Annotated in this window: 17 protein-coding genes and 1 pseudogene; 5 read left to right on the forward strand and 13 right to left on the reverse strand. The window is 72.0% G+C overall.

Features of this window, described 5'->3' with window-relative positions; all coding sequences use genetic code 11:
• The first annotated feature begins 24 nt into the window (after positions 1-24).
• Together ACIBJB_RS16330 and ACIBJB_RS16335 are read left to right on the forward strand one after the other, a co-directional pair.
• The gene (locus ACIBJB_RS16330) at positions 25-690 is read left to right on the forward strand and encodes a TetR/AcrR family transcriptional regulator (protein WP_069760480.1); all 666 of its coding nucleotides are present in this window, start codon (positions 25-27) and stop codon (positions 688-690) included.
• A gap of 125 nt (positions 691-815) precedes the next feature.
• Positions 816-2156, forward strand: coding sequence for an MFS transporter (locus ACIBJB_RS16335; protein WP_398930898.1), 1341 nt, complete (start codon positions 816-818; stop codon positions 2154-2156).
• 84 nt (positions 2157-2240) lie between these two features.
• Here the strand turns inward: ACIBJB_RS16335 and ACIBJB_RS16340 are convergent, their stop codons facing one another.
• On the reverse strand, positions 2241-2651 hold the full coding sequence (locus ACIBJB_RS16340) for a VOC family protein (protein ID WP_398930900.1): 411 nt from the start codon (positions 2649-2651) through the stop codon (positions 2241-2243).
• Positions 2652-2785: 134 nt separating this feature from the next.
• Positions 2786-3241 (reverse strand): PPOX class F420-dependent oxidoreductase, encoded by a 456-nt coding sequence (locus ACIBJB_RS16345; protein WP_398930902.1) that lies wholly within the window; start codon positions 3239-3241, stop codon positions 2786-2788.
• A gap of 159 nt (positions 3242-3400) precedes the next feature.
• Between ACIBJB_RS16345 and ACIBJB_RS16350 the strand changes: the two genes are divergently transcribed.
• Positions 3401-4627 carry a serine hydrolase domain-containing protein gene (locus ACIBJB_RS16350; protein ID WP_398930904.1) on the forward strand — a complete coding sequence of 409 codons (1227 nt, stop codon included), beginning with the start codon at positions 3401-3403 and terminating at the stop codon, positions 4625-4627.
• Positions 4628-4642: 15 nt separating this feature from the next.
• On the opposite strand, the gene ACIBJB_RS16355 is transcribed toward ACIBJB_RS16350, so the two are convergent.
• From ACIBJB_RS16355 to ribA, 5 genes are read right to left on the reverse strand one after another with little or no spacing between them, the layout of a single operon-like run.
• Positions 4643-5797: a saccharopine dehydrogenase family protein gene (locus ACIBJB_RS16355; RefSeq protein WP_398930906.1), complete on the reverse strand. Its 1155-nt coding sequence runs from the start codon at positions 5795-5797 to the stop codon at positions 4643-4645.
• Entirely contained in the window at positions 5790-6854 is a 1065-nt protein-coding gene (locus tag ACIBJB_RS16360) for a saccharopine dehydrogenase (RefSeq protein ID WP_398930908.1), read from the reverse strand. Before ACIBJB_RS16360 ends, ACIBJB_RS16355 begins: the two co-directional genes overlap by 8 nt.
• The gene (locus ACIBJB_RS16365; protein WP_398930910.1) at positions 6851-7999 is read right to left on the reverse strand and encodes an NAD(P)/FAD-dependent oxidoreductase; all 1149 of its coding nucleotides are present in this window, start codon (positions 7997-7999) and stop codon (positions 6851-6853) included. Before ACIBJB_RS16365 ends, ACIBJB_RS16360 begins: the two co-directional genes overlap by 4 nt.
• Entirely contained in the window at positions 7996-8958 is a 963-nt protein-coding gene (locus ACIBJB_RS16370; RefSeq protein ID WP_398930912.1) for an ornithine cyclodeaminase family protein, read from the reverse strand. Before ACIBJB_RS16370 ends, ACIBJB_RS16365 begins: the two co-directional genes overlap by 4 nt.
• Before the next feature lie 45 nt (positions 8959-9003).
• Positions 9004-9663 carry a GTP cyclohydrolase II gene (gene ribA, locus ACIBJB_RS16375; protein ID WP_398930914.1) on the reverse strand — a complete coding sequence of 220 codons (660 nt, stop codon included), beginning with the start codon at positions 9661-9663 and terminating at the stop codon, positions 9004-9006.
• A 38-nt stretch (positions 9664-9701) separates the two neighbouring features.
• On the opposite strand from ribA, the gene ACIBJB_RS16380 reads away from it, so the two are divergent.
• Entirely contained in the window at positions 9702-10454 is a 753-nt protein-coding gene (locus ACIBJB_RS16380; protein WP_398930916.1) for a creatininase family protein, read from the forward strand.
• A gap of 68 nt (positions 10455-10522) precedes the next feature.
• Here the strand turns inward: ACIBJB_RS16380 and ACIBJB_RS16385 are convergent.
• The 5 genes and pseudogenes from ACIBJB_RS16385 to ACIBJB_RS16405 all read right to left on the reverse strand — a co-directional run.
• Positions 10523-11749: pseudogene (locus ACIBJB_RS16385) on the reverse strand (lysylphosphatidylglycerol synthase transmembrane domain-containing protein); the annotation flags it as partial.
• Positions 11746-12753: a class I SAM-dependent methyltransferase gene (locus tag ACIBJB_RS16390; protein ID WP_398930918.1), complete on the reverse strand. Its 1008-nt coding sequence runs from the start codon at positions 12751-12753 to the stop codon at positions 11746-11748. The pseudogene ACIBJB_RS16385 and the gene ACIBJB_RS16390, both read right to left, overlap by 4 nt.
• A complete protein-coding gene (locus tag ACIBJB_RS16395; protein WP_398931029.1) occupies positions 12750-13925 on the reverse strand; it encodes a glycosyltransferase family 4 protein in 1176 nt (391 codons plus the stop codon). The genes ACIBJB_RS16390 and ACIBJB_RS16395 overlap by 4 nt, the downstream gene beginning before the upstream one ends.
• Positions 13926-13930: 5 nt before the next feature.
• Positions 13931-14329 (reverse strand): 6-carboxytetrahydropterin synthase, encoded by a 399-nt coding sequence (locus tag ACIBJB_RS16400; protein ID WP_020123858.1) that lies wholly within the window; start codon positions 14327-14329, stop codon positions 13931-13933.
• Positions 14330-14428: 99 nt separating this feature from the next.
• On the reverse strand, positions 14429-15424 hold the full coding sequence (locus ACIBJB_RS16405) for a zinc-binding alcohol dehydrogenase (protein WP_398930920.1): 996 nt from the start codon (positions 15422-15424) through the stop codon (positions 14429-14431).
• A gap of 120 nt (positions 15425-15544) precedes the next feature.
• Here ACIBJB_RS16405 and ACIBJB_RS16410 point away from each other — a divergent pair, with 120 nt between their 5' ends.
• The gene (locus ACIBJB_RS16410) at positions 15545-16336 is read left to right on the forward strand and encodes a CDP-alcohol phosphatidyltransferase family protein (protein WP_398931032.1); all 792 of its coding nucleotides are present in this window, start codon (positions 15545-15547) and stop codon (positions 16334-16336) included.
• A gap of 19 nt (positions 16337-16355) precedes the next feature.
• Here ACIBJB_RS16410 and ACIBJB_RS16415 read toward each other — a convergent pair whose 3' ends face one another.
• A complete protein-coding gene (locus ACIBJB_RS16415) occupies positions 16356-16805 on the reverse strand; it encodes a GNAT family N-acetyltransferase (protein ID WP_398930922.1) in 450 nt (149 codons plus the stop codon).
• Positions 16806-16869 lie beyond the last annotated feature (64 nt).

Below are 16869 nucleotides of genomic sequence, written 5' to 3' on the forward strand. Positions count from 1 at the left end.
CGGCCGCACTCCCGAAGGAACCCGATGACCAGCGTCGACGAACCGGCACGACCGAACGGGCGGATCCGCGACGCCGCCCGCACCCAGGCCGAGATCCTCGACGTGGCGACCCAGGAGTTCGCGCGGGCCGGCTACGACGGCGCCCGCGTCGACGAGATCGCCGCCCGCACCCGCACCACCAAGCGGATGATCTACTACTACTTCGGCGGCAAGGAGCAGCTGTTCACGGCCGTCCTGGAGCGGGCGTACGGCGTGATCCGCGAGGCCGAGCAGGAGCTGGACGTCGAGCACCTGGACCCGGTGGCGGCGATCCGGCGGCTGGCCGAGGTGACCTTCGACCACCACGAGCAGCACCCGGACTTCATCCGCCTGGTCAGCATCGAGAACATCCACGGGGCCGAGCACATCGCCGCCTCCGAGAAGCTGGGGAAGATCGGCTCGCCCGCGCTCGACGTGATCCGCCGCATCCTGGCCTCGGGGCAGGAGTCCGGCCTGTTCACCGCCGATGTGGACGCGGTCGACCTGCACGCGATGATCAGTTCGTTCTGCTTCTTCCGGGTCGCCAACCGGCACACCTTCGGCGCGCTGTTCGGGCGTGATCTGGTCGCCGCCGAGCAGCGGGAGCACTACCGGACCATGTTGGGGGACATGGTGATCGCCTACCTGACGGCGGACCGCGCGGCGGACTGACCCGGCACGTCCGGACCCCTTGACACCCGGGATGCGCGGGCGCACCATCCTCGGCAACCGCTACTAACTATCCAGTGGGTTAATTAACTGGATAGCTCCCGGAGTCCCCCCGAAGGAGCACCCCCGTGTCCGTCCCCGCCGAAGCCGTCGGGCAACCGAAGAAGGCGGCGACCGCCGCCTGGATCGGCAGCGCCCTCGAGTACTACGACTTCTTCATCTACGGCAGTGCCGCAGCCCTGATCTTCCCGAAGGTGTTCTTCGACGAGTCCGACCCGGCCACCGCGACCCTGCTGTCGCTGGCCACGTTCGGTGTCGCCTACGCGGCCCGGCCGGTCGGCGCGCTCTTCCTCGGGCATGTCGGCGACCGGGTGGGCCGTAAGAAGATCATGGTCTTCACGCTGATCCTGATGGGCCTGTCGACCTTCCTCATCGGCTGTCTGCCCACCCGCCACCAGGTCGGCACCCTCGCCCCGGTCCTGCTGGTCCTGTGCCGCGTCCTGCAAGGCATCTCGGCGGCCGGTGAGCAGGCCAGCGCCAACTCCATGAGCCTGGAACACGCGCCGGCACACCGGCGGGGCTTCTTCACCAGCTTCACGCTCAGCGGCACCCAGGGCGGTCAGCTGCTCGCCACCCTGGTCTTCCTGCCGGTCGCCGCGCTGCCCGAGGACCAGTTGCTGTCCTGGGGCTGGCGGGTGCCGTTCTGGCTGAGCGTGGCCGTCGCCGTGGTCGGCTTCGTCATACGCCGCAAGCTGGCCGAGACACCGGCGTTCGAGCAGCAGGCCGCCTCCGAGGGCGTCCCGAAGCTTCCGCTGGTGGTCCTGGTGCGGGAGCACTGGGCGGACGTGCTGCGGGTGATCGGGGGCGCGCTGATCGCCTCGGTCTCCACGATCTTCACGGTGTGGGCACTGGCCTACGCGACGAGCGACGCGGTCGGGATGAGCCGTTCCTCGATGCTGTGGGTGGGCGCGCTGGCCAACCTCGTCGCGCTTGCCGCGATCCCCCTGTGGGCCACGCTGTCGGACCGCATCGGCCGGCGTCCGGTCTTCCTGATCGGCGCGGCGGGCAGCGCGGTGACGATGTTCCTCTACCTCTGGGCGATCTCCACGGGCAACTACCCGCTGACGCTGCTGCTCGGCATCGTCGCCTTCGGCGTCGTCTACAGCGCAGCGAACGGGGTCTGGCCGTCCTTCTACGGCGAGATGTTCTCCACCCGGGTCCGGCTGTCGGGCATGGCGATCGGCACCCAGATCGGTTTCGCGGTGGCGGGTTTCGCGGTCACCTTCGCGGCACAGATCGCGGGCCCCGACGGCACCGACTGGTCCTCGGTGGCCCTCTTCACCGCGGCCCTGTGCGTCCCCCCGCTGATCGCCGCCCTGACGGCCCGCGAGACCCACAGGGTCCCCACGGAGGACCTCGGCTCCCGCACCGCCCGGGAGGTGCCCCGCCCGGAGAAGGTGACGGCCTGACCCTCCCCCTTCCGCTCTCCCCCACGTCGAGCCCCCGGGCGCCCTGCCGGCACCGGGGGCTCGGGCCTGCCCGGTTCGGGGCGCCTACGCGTTCGACCAGCCCCGCGTGCACAGCACCAGCCGGTACCCGTCCGGGTCCTCCACCGTGACGCCCCACTCGTTCCAGTACGGGTTCGGCGACAGCACCCGTTTGCCGCCGTGGGCCTCGAGGCGGGCCACGAGGTCCTCCGGTACGGGCCCGTCGACGTAGATCACCAACAGGTCCTCGTCGGTGGGGCGGGGTTCGACCGGGTGGCCCTGCTCGTGGACGAGTTCCAGGTGCCAGCCGGCGTCCGGCCACCCGAGCATCAGCAGGTCGTGCTCGCCGGGTTCCGGGCCGCCCTCGGCACGCCACACGACACCCAGGCCGAGCCCCTCGACCCAGAACCGCTCGGCGGCGGCCAGGTCCCGGGACGGGCGGGCGATACGGATGTGGCTGCGGCCGTTGACGGTCATGGTGACCCCTTCCCCGTTGACAGACGACTTTTCCAGCAAGAACATCGGCACAAACAAGCAGAAAAGAACAGACCACCGCGCACTCCGGCCGGATTCAGGGGCGGCCGGGGTGCGCGGACCGCTGTCGAGGGTTCTTACTCCCCCGAACCGTCCGTCCGGGCCGGAATCCCGTACGCCCGCTCCACCCGCAACCGCAGCACCAGCCGCCGGTCCCGGACCATCGCCGCGCGGTAGTCGTCCCAGTCGGGGTGTTCGCCCTGGACGTCCCGGTACAGACGGACGAGTTCCTCGACCGTGTCGTCGTGCGGGTCGTTCGCCACGGGGGTGAGGTCGGCCGTGCCCTCGGCGACCGTGTACGCCCATCGGTCCGGCGTCGTCACGTGGTACGAGGCGCGCGGGTCCCGGCGCAGGTTGCGGGTCTTGGCGCGGTCGTCGGTCAGGGAGACCCGGATGACCCGCTCGTCGGGGTAGTAGGCGTGGCTGACGTTCGACAGCTGGGGCCGGCCGTCGCGCTTGAGGGTGACCAGCACCCCGCCGTGGCCCTCCGAGAGCAGCCGGAGCAGTGCGTCCTGCGTCGCATCCTGAGTCATACCTCGATCAACCGGCCCGGCCGCACCCGGCATTCCCGCGACCGGCGATTCGCCGCCGACCCGCGGCTCGCCGCGGTTTCCTGAGCGACGATGATGTCTGAGGTGGTCCTGGCCGGGTATATCGGTCCGCACCTCGACGGACGGCGACGGAGGAGAACGATGGCACAGCTTCGGCAAGAGGTCGATCCCGCTGAGGTGGGGCTGGACGGCAAGGCGCTGGACCGCCTCGACCAGCACTTCGCCCACTACGTCGACGAGGGCCGGATGCCCGGCTTCCTGGTGTCCGTCGCCCGCGGCGGACGCGTCGCCCACCTCACCACGCACGGCCACCGTGACCTCGCGGCCGGCCTGCCGGTCGAGGCCGACACGCTGTGGCGGATCTACTCGATGACCAAACCGGTCACCTCGGTGGCCGCCCTCCTGCTGGTGGAGGAGGGACGGCTGTCGCTGGACGACCCGGTCGCCGAGTATCTCCCGGCGTTCGCGGAGCCCCGGGTCCACGTGGACGGTTCCGGCGAGAGCCTGACCACCCGCCCGGCCGACGGTCCGATCCTGATCCGGCATCTGATGACCCACACCGCCGGTCTGACCTTCGCCTTCTACCACTGCCACCCGGTCGACGCCCTCTACCGCGAGGCCGGCCTGGAGTCGTCCGTGCTGCCGGGCTCGGACCTCGCCGAGACCGTCGCCGTGTACGCGAGCCTGCCGCTGCAGTTCGAGCCGGGCACGCAGTGGAACTACTCGGTCGCCTCCAACGTCCTGGGCCGGGTCATCGAGATCGTGTCCGGCCAGACCCTCGACGCCTTCTTCGCCGAGCGCGTCCTCGGGCCGCTCGGGATGACCGACGCCGGCTTCTGGGTGCCCGACGAACAGGCGCACAGGCTCGCGGAGTTGTACGGCGAGAAGGACGACGGCACCATCGAGCCGGTCCCCGGCCTGCCGCTGCGGGGCCGCCCCCGCCTGCTGTCCGGCAGCGGTGGCATGGTGGCGTCCGCGTACGACGTCCACCGCTTCGCGGAGCTGCTGCGCCGCCGCGGCGAACTGGACGGCACCCGTCTGCTGTCCGCCGAGACGGTGGACCTGATGACCTCCAACCACCTCCCGGGCGGCGCCGACCTGCGCACCTTCGGCGCCAAACCCGCCCACGACGAGCCCGGCAACGACGGCGTCGGCTTCGGCCTCGGCGTCTCCGTGGTGATCGACCCGGCCCGCACCCAGGCCCCTTCCGGCCTCGGTTCCTACGGCTGGAGCGGGGCGGCGTCCACGACCTTCTGGGTCGACCCGGGCCGCGATCTGACCGTGCAGTTCTACACCCAGGTGCGCCCGAAGACACTGAAGCTGTTCCCCGACCTCAAGCGGCTGGTCCACGAGGCGATCGTGGACTAGGACGCCCCAGGTCGCCTAGTGATCGACCCGGAGCGTGAAGGGGACGCCGGCGCGGGCCAGTTCGCGCAGCCACTGCTCGGACCGGGCCGCCGTCTCCGCTGCCCGGTTCAGGCCTGCCGGGAGAGAGCCGTCCAGGATGTGACCGGTGCCGAGGGCGAGGGTGCGGGAGACGCAGCGGGCCATCGCGCTGTCCTCCTCGTCACCCACCAGGTCGAGGAGGTAGCCGCCGGACCAGGTGCGGCCGTCGTTCGCGCGCACGTCGAGGGAGACGGCGAGGACGACCCGGTCGCGGTCGGCGTCCGTCGTCGGGTACCTGGCCGCCAGTTCCTGGGCCAGGGCGGCGATCCGGGTGTCGTCGCCGGTCCTCAGCTCCTCGAAGACCGGCTCCCAGGCGCGCAGCCAGCCGTCAAGACGCAGGGTCCCGCGCACGAACGTCCGCGGTGTCCAGGCGGCCGGCAGTCCGTACTGCTCGATGAAGGGGACGCTGTCGCGGTTGGGGTAGACCTCGAAGGTCTCGCCGTCCACGACATGGCGCCGGGTCGCCTCCCAGGGGCGGTCGGCGGTGGTCGGGGTGCCGTTGTCGAGGTAACGGGCGGGCGAGCGCAGGGCGTTCAGGACTCCGGCGGGGGCCCAGCTGAAGCGGTACGTGAAGTCGTTCGGGACGGCGGGGACACCGCCGCAGTAGGAGGTGAGGCTGTACGACGCCGGTGTCGCGTCGCCGATCACACCGCGGGCCCCGGCGACGAGGCTGTGCGCGAAGAGGTGGTCGATGCCCGGGTCGAGGCCCGCCTCGGTGAGGACGACGATCCCGGACTTCTCCGCCTCCGGCACCTGTTCGAGAACGGCGTCGGACACATAGCTGGAGCAGGCGAAGTGGGCCTTTTCGCGCACGCAGGCGGCGAGGATCCCGGCGTGCTCGGGCGCGGGCAGCATCGACACGACGACGTCCCCGGGGGCCAGTGCGGCCGCGAGCGCGGACAGCGTGTAGGCGCGCGGCTCGGCCCGTCCGGTGAGCCCCAGGGCCGCGAGGGCCTCGGCGGCACGCTCCTCGGTGCGGTGCCACAGGCGGACCCGGTCGGCGGTGTCGCACAGTTCGGCCAGGCCGCTGCCGGTGGAGAGTCCGGCACCGATCCAGTGGACGGTGCCGGTCGCGGGTACCAGGTCAGACACGGCGGAACTCCCCTTCGTCGATGCCGAGTTCACGGCACGCCTGATGGAACCGGTCCAGACAGCGCGCCCAGGGGCCGCCGACCCCGAAGTCGAGCAGTAGGGGCAGCAGGGCCGCCGAGAAGTCGACGCTGGACTCCTCCGGGAGCAGGGACGGCAGGTTGTCGATGGCGATCAGGTCGAGCGGGGGTTCCTTGTGCAGTCGGCGGACGGGCTCGGCCCACTCGGTGACGCGGTCGTAGACCGGCAGGACGTTCAGGGGTGAGCCGACGTCGCAGGTGACGTCGGAGAGGGTGCGCAACCGGCGGGTCGGGTCGTCCAGGTCCGCCTCCCGGACGAAGGGCGGGACGGGGGTGGTGGCGAGGACGCAATTCACGAGCAGGTCGTGGGCGAGCAGGGCGGGTCGGTCCAGGCTGCGGGTCTCCTCGAGGTCCCAGCAGGTCGGTTCGACCCCGGCGGCCCGGAGCGCGACGCGCGCGCCCTGCCCGCTGCGGCCCAGGGCCCCGATCACCAGCGCCCGGAACTCCTCGTCCCCGGCGGCGGGCCGCAGGGCCTTAGCCAGCTCCTCCTGCGAGGTGGGCGTGAGGGGCGCGGACAGCCTGCCCCGGTGCTGGAGCACGGCCAGGGCGGCACCCAGGTAACCGGCCCAGTAGCCGAAGGCGGCGAGCCTGCGGCCGTGGTCGTCGACCAGGTACTCCAGGTCGAGGAGCGCCCCTCCCCCGGCGGCGAACCGGCGCAGCAGTTCCGGGGCGCCCGGCTGCCCCTTGTAGGCGTGCCCGAAGAAGACGTGCCGGTGCGGCAGGGCGGCGGGCTCGTCGGGGAGTTCCTTCAGGCCTACGACCACGGCGTCCAGCGGCGCCCGGGACGCCCAGGAACCCGCGGGCGCGACGTGGCAGCCGGCCGCCTCGTACTCCTCGATCGGGAAGATCCGTTGCGGGGACTCCTCGACGGTCAGCGTCACCCCGCTGTCGACGAGCCGCCGGGCGTCGGACGGCACGACGGGCGTGCGTCGCTCAGTGGAACGGACCTCGTGGCGCAGCCACAGATGAAGCTCGGTCATACGCGGTTGGCCTCCGGACGCGGGGCGTCGGCCGCGAACCGGCCGGCGCTGAGCGGGCTGATGTCCACGAAGGGTACGCGGCCGAGGTACAGGTCGCGGACGACCTCGCCGACGGCCGGCCCCTGGAGGAAACCGTGGCCGGAGAAGCCGGTCGCGTACAGGAAGCGGGACACCGAAGTGGCCTCGCCGATCAGGGCGTTGTGGTCGGGGGTGAGCTCGTACAGGCCGGCCCAGCCGCCGGTGCGGCGCAGGTCGAGGAGGGCGGGGGCGCGATGCGCCATGGCCTCGGCGAGGCGGGGGATCCAGCGGTCGTGGGTGGCGGTGTCGAAGCCGGGTCTCTCGTCGGGGTCGGACATGCCCAGGAGGAGGCCGGGGCCCTCGCCGTGGAAGTAGAGGCTGCTGGTGAAGTCGATGGTCATGGGGAGGTCGGGCGGCAGCCCCTCGACCGGTTCGGTGACCGCGATCTGGCGGCGCAGCGGCTCGACCGGCAGGTCCACGCCGACCATCGCGCCGACGGCCCGCGACCAGGCGCCGGCCGCGCAGATCACCGAGTCGGTGGCGATCCGGCCCCGGCTCGTCACGACGCCCGTGATGTCGTCGCCGTGCAGTTCGATGCCGGTGACCTCGGTGTGCCGCAGGATGGTCGCGCCGTGCCGGCGGGCGTCGGCGGCGTAGCCGTACACGACGGACTCGGGCGTGCAGTGGCCGTCCTCGGGCGAGAAGGCGGCGGCGAGCAGGCCGTCGGTGGTGATGAGGGGGGACAGCCGGCGCGCCTCGGCCGGGTCGGTCATGCGGCTCGGGACGCCGAGGGAGTTCTGCAGGCGCACGCTCTCCTCGAAGGAGGCGACCTCCTCTGGGGTCGACAGGAGGAACAGGTAGCCGACCCGGTGCAGCCCGATGTCCTGCCCCGTCTCCTCCTCGAAGCGGCCGAACGCCTCCAGGCTGCGCGCCCCGAGCCGGATGTTGAGCTCGTCGGAGAACTGCGCCCGCACCCCGCCCGCGGCCTTCGAGGTGGAGCCGGAGGCGAGTTCGTCGCGCTCGACGAGCACCACGTCCCGTACGCCCGCGCGCGCCAGGTGGCGGGCGATGCTCGTGCCCATGACCCCGCCGCCGATCACGACGACGTCGGCCGTGTGCGTGCTCACCGACGCTCCCCCTTCGCCGCCCGCACCACGGCCCAGGCCGCGGCCGCGTCCTGGATGCCGAGGCCGACGCTGTTGTAGTAGACGATGTCGCCGGGGGCCGTCCGGGCCACGGCTCGTCCGGTCAGGACGTCGCCGAGCGCGACGAGATCGGTCAGCAGACCTGTCCTGAGCGCGTCCACGACCGGCCCGGCGTGCTCCGCCGCGGTCGCCGGGTCGTCCACGACGACGGCCGCGGATCGCCGTAGGACGTCGGTGTCCACCTCCCGGCGGGTGGGCTCGAAGGACCCCACGCTCACCACCGTGCACCCGGGCGCGAGCCACTCCCCGTGCACCACCGGTGTCCTGCTCAGCGTGCAGGCCGCGACCAGGGCGGCGCCGCTCACCGCCTCCTCGGCGCTGCCGACCGCTGCGGCGGGGAAGCCGAGCTCCGCCAGCGTCTCGGCGGCGCGGGCGCGGTGTCGCGGAGTCGGGCTCCAGACTCGTACGGATGTCAGGTCCCGCACCCGGGCGATCGCCCGCACATGGGCCAGGGCCTGGGTGCCGGAGCCCAGCACGGCCAGGTCGGTGCTGTCGGGCGTGGCCAGCGCGTCGACGGCGACGGCGCTCGCGGCGGCCGTGCGCAGGGTGGTCACCGCGGCGCCGTCCATGACGGCGGTCAGACGGCCGGTCACCGGGTCGAGCACCGAGACCACGGCGTGGATCGTGGGCAGTCCGGCCGCCGCGTTGCCCGGATTGACGCTGCCGAACTTCGCGACGGCCCCGGAGTCGGCGGAGAGCCGGGAGACGTACGCGAAGACCACGCTGTCGTCGAAGCGGCTCGGATGCATGATCTTCGCCGGCAGGTCGGCCGCCCCGGAGCCGAGCGCGGTGAAGGCCGCGCGCTGCGAGGCGATGGCCGTGTCCGTGTCGAGCAGGCGCGTGACCTGCGGTCCGGAGAGGAAGAGGACGTCGTCGGTCATTCCCTCTTCCTGTCCGGATTTCCCGTCCCGGAACCAGTCCGGTGATCAGGACAGGTGGGCCACCGCGTCCAGATGGGGCAGGACGTGGTCAAGCCGCTCCCGCTTGGTGCGCAGATAGGTGATGTTGCTCTCGCACGGCGTGATGAGCAGCGGCACCGTCTCGGCGACCTTGATGCCGTGCTGCAGCAGCGCCTCACGCTTGCGCGGATTGTTGGACATCAGGCGGACCGAGTTGACGCCCAGGTCGTGGAAGATCCCGGCGGCGACGCCGTAGTCACGGGAGTCCACCGGCAGACCGAGCGCGAGGTTGGCCTCGACGGTGTCCAGGCCCTCCGCCTGGAGCGCCATCGCGCGCAGCTTGGCGAGCAGTCCGATGCCCCGGCCCTCGTGGCCCCGCAGGTAGACGACGATGCCGCTGCCCTCCTTGACCACGGCCCGCAGCGCGGCATCCAGCTGGTCGCCGCACTCGCAGTGCTGGGAACCGAACGCGTCACCGGTCAGGCACTCGGAATGCAACCGGACGAGGACGTCGTCCGAGCCGATGTCACCGTAGACGAGGGCGACCTGTTCGTCACCGCGGTCGTGATCGAGATAGCCGACCGCCTGGAATTTCCCGTACACGGTGGGCAGCGGGGCATTCACCACGCGTTCCACGCCGGTGCGCTGTGGTGCCTTCTTGCCGAGGACGCCAACTTTATCTGTCATGATCTGTTTCCTAAGCAGAGACGAAAGGCCGTGAAAAGATGAGCGGTTCGGGAATACGGTCGGCGGCGTACGGTCTGTTGCCGACGGACACTACGGAAGACGTACGGACGCGGGGGGCGGGCGTCTCAACGCAGGTCGCCGTCCTTCCGGTCGGAAGCTTCGAACAACACGGTGCGTACCTCCCCTTGGCGACCGACACGCTCGTCGCCTGTGCCGTCGCGCGGGAGATCGCCGCGGCGTACCCGGTGCACCTCCTCCCCCCGGTGACGATCTCCTGCTCGCACGAGCACGCGGCCTGGCCGGGGACCGTCAGCATCTCCTCCGTCACCCTTCATGCGGTGGTACGGGACATCGCGGCCTCGCTGCGCCGCTCGGGCGTCGAGGCGCTGGTCGTGGTCAACGGACACGGCGGCAACTACGTGCTGGGCAACGTCGTCCAGGAGGCCTCCGCCCGCGGCGAGCGGATGGCGCTCTTCCCGGCCGCGGAGGACTGGGAGGCCGCCCGTGTGGAGGCCGGCGTGGTCACCTCGCTGCTCACCGACATGCACGCGGGAGAAATCGAGACCTCCATTCTTCTGCACACCGATCCGGAAAGTGTCCGATCCGGTTACGAGACCTCCGATTTCGTCGCGGACGACCGTCGCCATCTCCTCACCCTCGGTATGTCCGGTTACACCGATTCCGGTGTCATCGGGCGCCCTTCGCTGGGCTCGGCGGAAAAAGGGAAAGCCTTGCTGGAGAGCCTCGCGGCGTCCTTCGATACGTATTTCTCGGCGCTCACCGGGGAGTAGCGGTTCGCCGGGCGCAGGCCCTGGTACCAGCGGACGACCAGGACGACCGCGCCCGGCAGGCTCGCCGCGAAGCTGAGCACCCCGTACACGACGGCGGTCGCGAGACCGGTGCCGGCGCCGAGGCCCATGGCGGCGAACGCCCAGGCGGTGACACCCTCCCGGGGGCCGAACCCGCCGATGTTCAGGGGCAGTCCCATGGCGAGCAGGGCGAGCACGGCCAGGGGCAGCAGTGCGGCCACGGAGGCGTCGGAGCCCGCGATGCGGGCGGCGAGCACGAACATCCCGAGGTGGCCGGCGAGGACGACGGCCGAAGAGAGCGCGACGCCGGGCCAGTTGCGGCGGGACAGCAGTCCCTCGCGGGCCTCGGCGAGGGTCGCGCGCAGGAGCCGGCCCCGGCGGGACGAAGGGGTCCGGTTCATGCGCAGGGCCACGACGACGGCGAGGGCGCCCAGGCCGGCGAGGCCGACGGCGGGGGCGAGGTGGCGGGCCTCGGCCAGCACCGGGGACTCCATGGTGAGCAGCACGGCACCGCCGACGACCGCCAACGCGATCTGTCCGGCGACCCGTTCGAGGACGACCGCCCGTACGCCGCGGCCCATGTCACCGGTGCTCTGCCCGTGCCGCACCGCGCGGTGCACATCGCCGAGGACACCGCCGGGCAGGGCCGCGTTCAGGAACAGGGCACGGTAGTAGTCGGCCACGGCCTCGCCGAGCGGCAGCCGGATGCGCAGCCCGCGGGCCACCAACTGCCAACGCCAGGCGCTGAACACGGTGGTCAGCACGCCGATCACGAGCGCCGCCGACAGGGCGGGGCCGTCGATCCGGCGCAGCCCGTCCAGGAAGACGCCGGTGCCGAGGCGCCACAACAGGACCGCGAGGATGGTGACACCCGCGACGGTGCCGATGTGGGTGCGCAGCGCACGGGAGTTGAGGACTCCACGCAGCGCGGTACGCCACCGGGGGGTCCGGGCGGGCCGGGGCCGCGCCTCGGTCACGATCACGCCGATCCGGTCCCGGGAGACGGCGGCGTCGGTCAGGTCCGCGACGGACTCTCCGGCTGCCTCCAGGATCCGGGCCCGGGCCACGATCGCCTCGGCCCGCGCCGTGAGCAGCTCGTCCCGCGTCTGGACCACCTCGGCCTGAAGGGTGAGGGCCCGGCGGGAGAGCGCGCCCGGCTCGGACGGCTCCGCGGGTCGCCGGAGGCTGCGGACGGGAAGAGTCGCCCTGCTCCGGTCGGTGCTACGGACCGGCAGGGCCTTCCGCTCGTTGTCCGGCCGCACCGTCTCCACGCTCATGACGCTCCGCCCGTCGGCCGGGACAGCGCCAGCAGGTCGCTGTGGTGGACGACGACCTTCAACTCGCCCGCACGGCAGGCCTCCAGACGGTCCCGGAGGTAGCGCTCGGCGGGCTCCTTCAGCTCGGGCCGCTCCTCGACGGCCGCGCCGACCCAGCCGCGCAGCCACTGCGCGGTGAGCGCGGACTCGGCGGGACCGAGACGCCAGGCACTGGGATGCAGCCGTACCGTCGCGCCCCGTTCGGAGAACGCCTCGCAGGCGACGGTGACGGCGTCCGGGCCGAGCAGTCCGCCGCGCCGCTGGTGGGCGTTGAACGCGTCGGCGATCTCCTCGTCCAGCGGGTCGGACGGGGTGAGTTCGACGCGGCCCGCCACGGACAGGGTGAGCAGGGCCGGGCAGCCGGCGCCCGTGCAGGCCGTGGCGAGGGTCTCGATCTCCTCGCGGGTGAGGACGTCGAGGAGCGCGGAGGCCGTCACCAGGGAGGCGCCGGCGAGGGCGTCCGGGGTGAGCAGACCGACGTCGCCGCGGCGGGTCTCGACGGTGACCCGGCTGCCGTCGGCGGCAGAACGCGGGGAGGCGACCGCCGCGAAGTGCAGGAGGTAAGGGTCCCGGTCGTGCAGGATCCAGTGCTGGGGACCGTCCAGGCGGGACGCCAGCCAGCGGCCCATCGAGCCGGTGCCGCAGCCCAGGTCGTGGATGACGAGGCCGGCCTTGCCCGGGAGGTTCGCCAGCCGGATCCGCAGCGGGTCGAGCAGGTCGCCCGCCCGCGCGGCCGCGTCGGGCCCCTCCCGGAGCTCGAGCCACTCGGGGGCGTAGCGGGGAGCGTCGTCGGGACCCGCGTCCCTGAGCCGTACGGTGGGACGCTCGCCGGGGTGGGTGCTGGGACCGGCACCGGGGATGACCGATTCCGCGTCGGAAGGAACTCCGGGCTTCACGGACGCCACCTCCCGCGGTCCCGGCTGTGCCGGGATCTTCCCACTCTGCTTGGTCGCCGTCTTCCTCATGCCGCCCTCCTGGGCTCGCTCGGGAGTCGGCCGAGTACTCCGGCCAGGCTGCGGGCCGTGGTCGCCCAGCCGTCCAGGGCGGCCCGCCGGCCCCGGGCAGCCGCCTTCAGCCGGCGTCGTACGTCCGCCTCGCCGAACCAGCCGCGCAGTTCGGCGGCGAGGGCGGCGGGGTCCTCCGGCGGGACGAGGATGCCGGGCACGCCGCCGTCGGGGGCACGTCCGACGGCCTCCGGCAGTCCGCCGACGTCGGTGGCCAGCACCGGGATGCCGCGCGCGAGGGCCTCGGTGACCGCCATGCCGTAGGTCTCGGCGTAGGAGGCGAGGACCAGCAGATCGGCCGCGGCGTAGCTGGCGTCGAGCTCGGCCCCGGCCTGCGGTCCCGCGAGGTGCAGGCGGTCCTGGAGGCCGTACTTCTTGATGAGCATCCGCAGACTGGCGACGTACTCGGGATCCTGGGTGATCCCGCCGACGCACACGCAGCTCCACGGCAGGTCCTGTGCGCCGGCCAGTGCCTCGATCAGCCGGTGCTGGCCCTTGCGGGGGGTCACGGCGGCCACGCACAGCAGCCGGGAGACACCGTCGGTGCCGGAGGCGAGCGGGGCGATGTCGGCACCCGGGGTGGCGACATGGACCCGCTCGGGGGCGAGGCCGTGGTGCGAGACGAGTCGCCGTACGGCCCAGTCGCTGGTGGCGATGACGGCGGGCACGGCCCGCAGCACCTCGCGCTCCCTGGCGTCCAGTTCGAGGGCGAGGTTCGGTTCGAGCCCGGTCTCGTCGCCGAGCGGCAGGTGGACGAGGACCGCGAGCCGCAGCCGCTCCGCCTCGGGGACGATGATCTCCGGGACGCCGCAGGCGACCAGTCCGTCGATGAGGACGACGGTGTCGTCGGGCAGGTCCCGCAGGGTGCGGGCCAGTTCGGTACGGGCCGCCGCTCCCGGTCGGGGCCAGCTGCCGGCCACCGCGTGGCGCTCGACCTGCCAGCCGAAGCCGGGCAGGTCCAGGCAGACCCGCCGGTCGTAGGCGTTGCCGCCGCTCGGCGCGGTCGAGTCGTCCACGCCACCGGGCATCACGAAGTGCACGGACCGCAGGGACATCGGGATGATCTCGGCCTTCTTGAGGGTGGAGTGCTGGACGGGTACGTAGTCCAGCGTGCCCGTCCGCCCGGTGGTCATGTCGGTCACAGGGCACGCTCGTAACTCGCCCAGGCGACATGCGACTCGTGCAGGGTGACGGTCAGTCCCGCGAGGCCCTTGGCGCCCTCGCCGAGAGCGCCCTTCTCGATGCGCTCGGCGAGCCGGTCCGCGATGACCTTCGCCAGGAACTCCGTCGAGGTGTTGACCCCGGCGAAGTCGGGTTCGTTGTCGAGGTTGCGGTAGTTCAACTCGCTGACGACCGCACCGAGTTCCTGGGTGGCCAGTCCGATGTCGACGACGATGTTGTCGTCGTCCAGCTGTTCGCGCCGGAAGGTGGCGTCCACCAGGAACGTTGCTCCGTGCAGACGCTGTGCGGGGCCGAAGACCTCGCCGCGGAAGCTGTGGGCGATCATGATGTGATCGCGGACGGTGATGCTGAACAACGGACGACCCTCCAGGTGCGGCGCGTCTGGTCCCCGGCTGATCCCTGCCGGGGGATGCCGTGTAGTACGGCCCTTCGCGTCCCCTTGTTCAGCCGTCTCTCACTCTTTTCTCAGGTCAGGCGCTCTTCCGTACCTCACGAGGTGACAGAGGGCCGGAATTTCCCCACTGGTCAGCTTCGGCATCACCTCGGGGAGTTCTTCGAACGCGCTTTCCCCCGTGATGAGGGCGTCGAGCGCCGGATCGGCGAGCAGCTTCAGCGCGAGGGCGAGCCGGTCGCCGTAGCTGCGGTTGCCGCGCGCCGGGGACACGGTGCCGACCTGGCTGCTGCGGATGACGAGCCGCCGGGAGTGGAAGGCCTCGCCGAGCGGGAGGGCGACCTTGCGGTCGCCGTACCAGCTCAGTTCGAGGACCGTCCCCTCGGCGCTGAGGAGTTCCAGGGAACGGGCGAGGCCCTGTTCGGTGGCGCTGGCGTGGACGACGAGGTCGCAGTCGCCGAGGGCGTCCGCGGGGGACGCGAAGCCGACGCCGAGGGCCTCAGCGGTCTTGGCGCGGGCGGGGTCGGCGTCCACCAACTGGACCCGGACGCCCGGAAAACGGGCCAGCAGCGCGGCGACCGAGCTGCCGACCATGCCGCCGCCGACCACCGCGATCCGGTCGCCGATCAGGGGTGCCGCGTCCCAGAGGGCGTTCACGGCGGTCTCGACCGTGCCGGCGAGGACGGCCCGTTCGGCGGGCACGTCGTCCGGTACGACCGTCACGGCGCTCGCGGGAACCACGTACCGCGTCTGATGCGGGTAGAGACAGAAGACGGTCCTGCCCTTCACCGCGGAAGGCCCCTCCTCCACCACTCCGACGCTGAGATAGCCGTATTTCACCGGCCCCGGGAAGTCGCCCTCCTGGAACGGTGCCCGCATGGTCGCGTATTGGCTCTCGGGCACCCCGCCGCGGAACACGAGTGTCTCCGTGCCCCTGCTGACTCCTGAGTACAGCGAGCGGACCAGCACCTCGTCCTCACGCGGGGCCGGAAGGGTGACCTCCCGTATCTCGCCCTCGCCCGGAGAGCGGAGCCAGAACGCGCGTGCGGCGGCCTTCATCGAGAACCTCCTGAACGATCGGGAACCCGGGCACGTACCTCGTCACGTACCGAGATGTGCACAGGCCGCGCACAGTACGCGGCCTTGATCGACTCTGTCATCTGGCCGGAGGAATGTGCGGTGGCCCTGAACAACACTTACGAAGCAAGGCTGGTCCAGCAGGAGACCGCGGTGGGAGCGGGTCTGCAGATCCTGTTGCTGGCCCTGCTCGGCACGGCGATCGGCATGGGGCCGGCGGGCTGGCTGACCGGCCTCGCCTTCGCCGTCGCCACCTGGGCCGTGCTCTCCAGGGCATTGCACCGCACCCGGCCCCGCTCCTTCGGACCGGCCAACCGGGTGACCCTCGGCCGGGCGACCCTGGTGGGCGGAGTGACCGCGCTGGTCGCGGACTCCTTCCAGGACTCCCCACCGGTCACCCTCTTCGTCGGCCTGACGGCGGTGGCCCTGATCCTCGACGGCGTCGACGGCAAGGTCGCCCGCGCGACGGGCACCTCGACGCCGCTGGGTGCGCGGTTCGACATGGAGGTCGACGCGTTCCTGATCCTGGTGCTCAGCGTGTACGTCTCGATGTCGCAGGGTCCGTGGGTCCTGCTGATCGGCGCCATGCGCTACGGCTTCGTCGCCGCGGCCCGCGTCTGGAACTGGCTGAACGCCCCGCTGCCGCCGAGCATGGCCCGCAAGACGGTGGCCGCGCTGCAGGGAATCCTGCTGCTGGTGGCGGCGTCCGGATACCTCCCGCACACCGCGACCTTCGGGGTCGTGGCCGTCGCTCTGGGGACGCTGGTCTGGTCGTTCGGCCGGGACGTCCTGTGGCTGTGGCGCACGCACCGGGCGGACCAGGCGGCGGTGGGCGAGCTGCTGGAGCTGGAGTTCGCGGCGGTGGAGCGGGAGCCGGAGGCGGTGGCCTCCTGAGGCCCTGCCGGCCAGAGGGTCACCCTCTGAGCGGCACCCGGTACACCATCGACTCCCGCTGCCGGAACCCCTGCCGCTCGTACAGCCGGTTGGCCGCCGCCCGGTCCGGGCGGGAGGTCAGATCGACGGTACGGGCCCCGGCCTCCCGGGCGAGCCGGATGGCCTCCCGGATCAGCAGTCCGGCGATGCCCTGGCCGCGTGCCTCGTGATCGACGATCACGTCCTCGATACGGGCCCGCAGTCCCGCGGGCGCCGGGAACATGACCAGGGTGAGGGTGCCGACGACCGACCCGGCCGACGACCTGGCGATCAGCATGGTGTTGGCGTCACAGGCCAGAATGCGGTCGAGCGCCGCGAGGTCGAGGGCTTCGGCCGTCGAGGACAACTGCGGCAGCATCCGCGCGAAGGCGTCGACAAGCTCCTGATCCGCCTCCCGGGCGATCTCCACCCGGATGTCCTGAGTCTCCATGGGGTGGACCCTATCGCCGCGAGCTCCGCGAGCTCCGCGTCACGGCGGATCGAGCGGCCACGAC

Source organism: Streptomyces sp. NPDC050759, assembly GCF_044456945.1.
Lineage (GTDB): Bacteria > Actinomycetota > Actinomycetes > Streptomycetales > Streptomycetaceae > Streptomyces.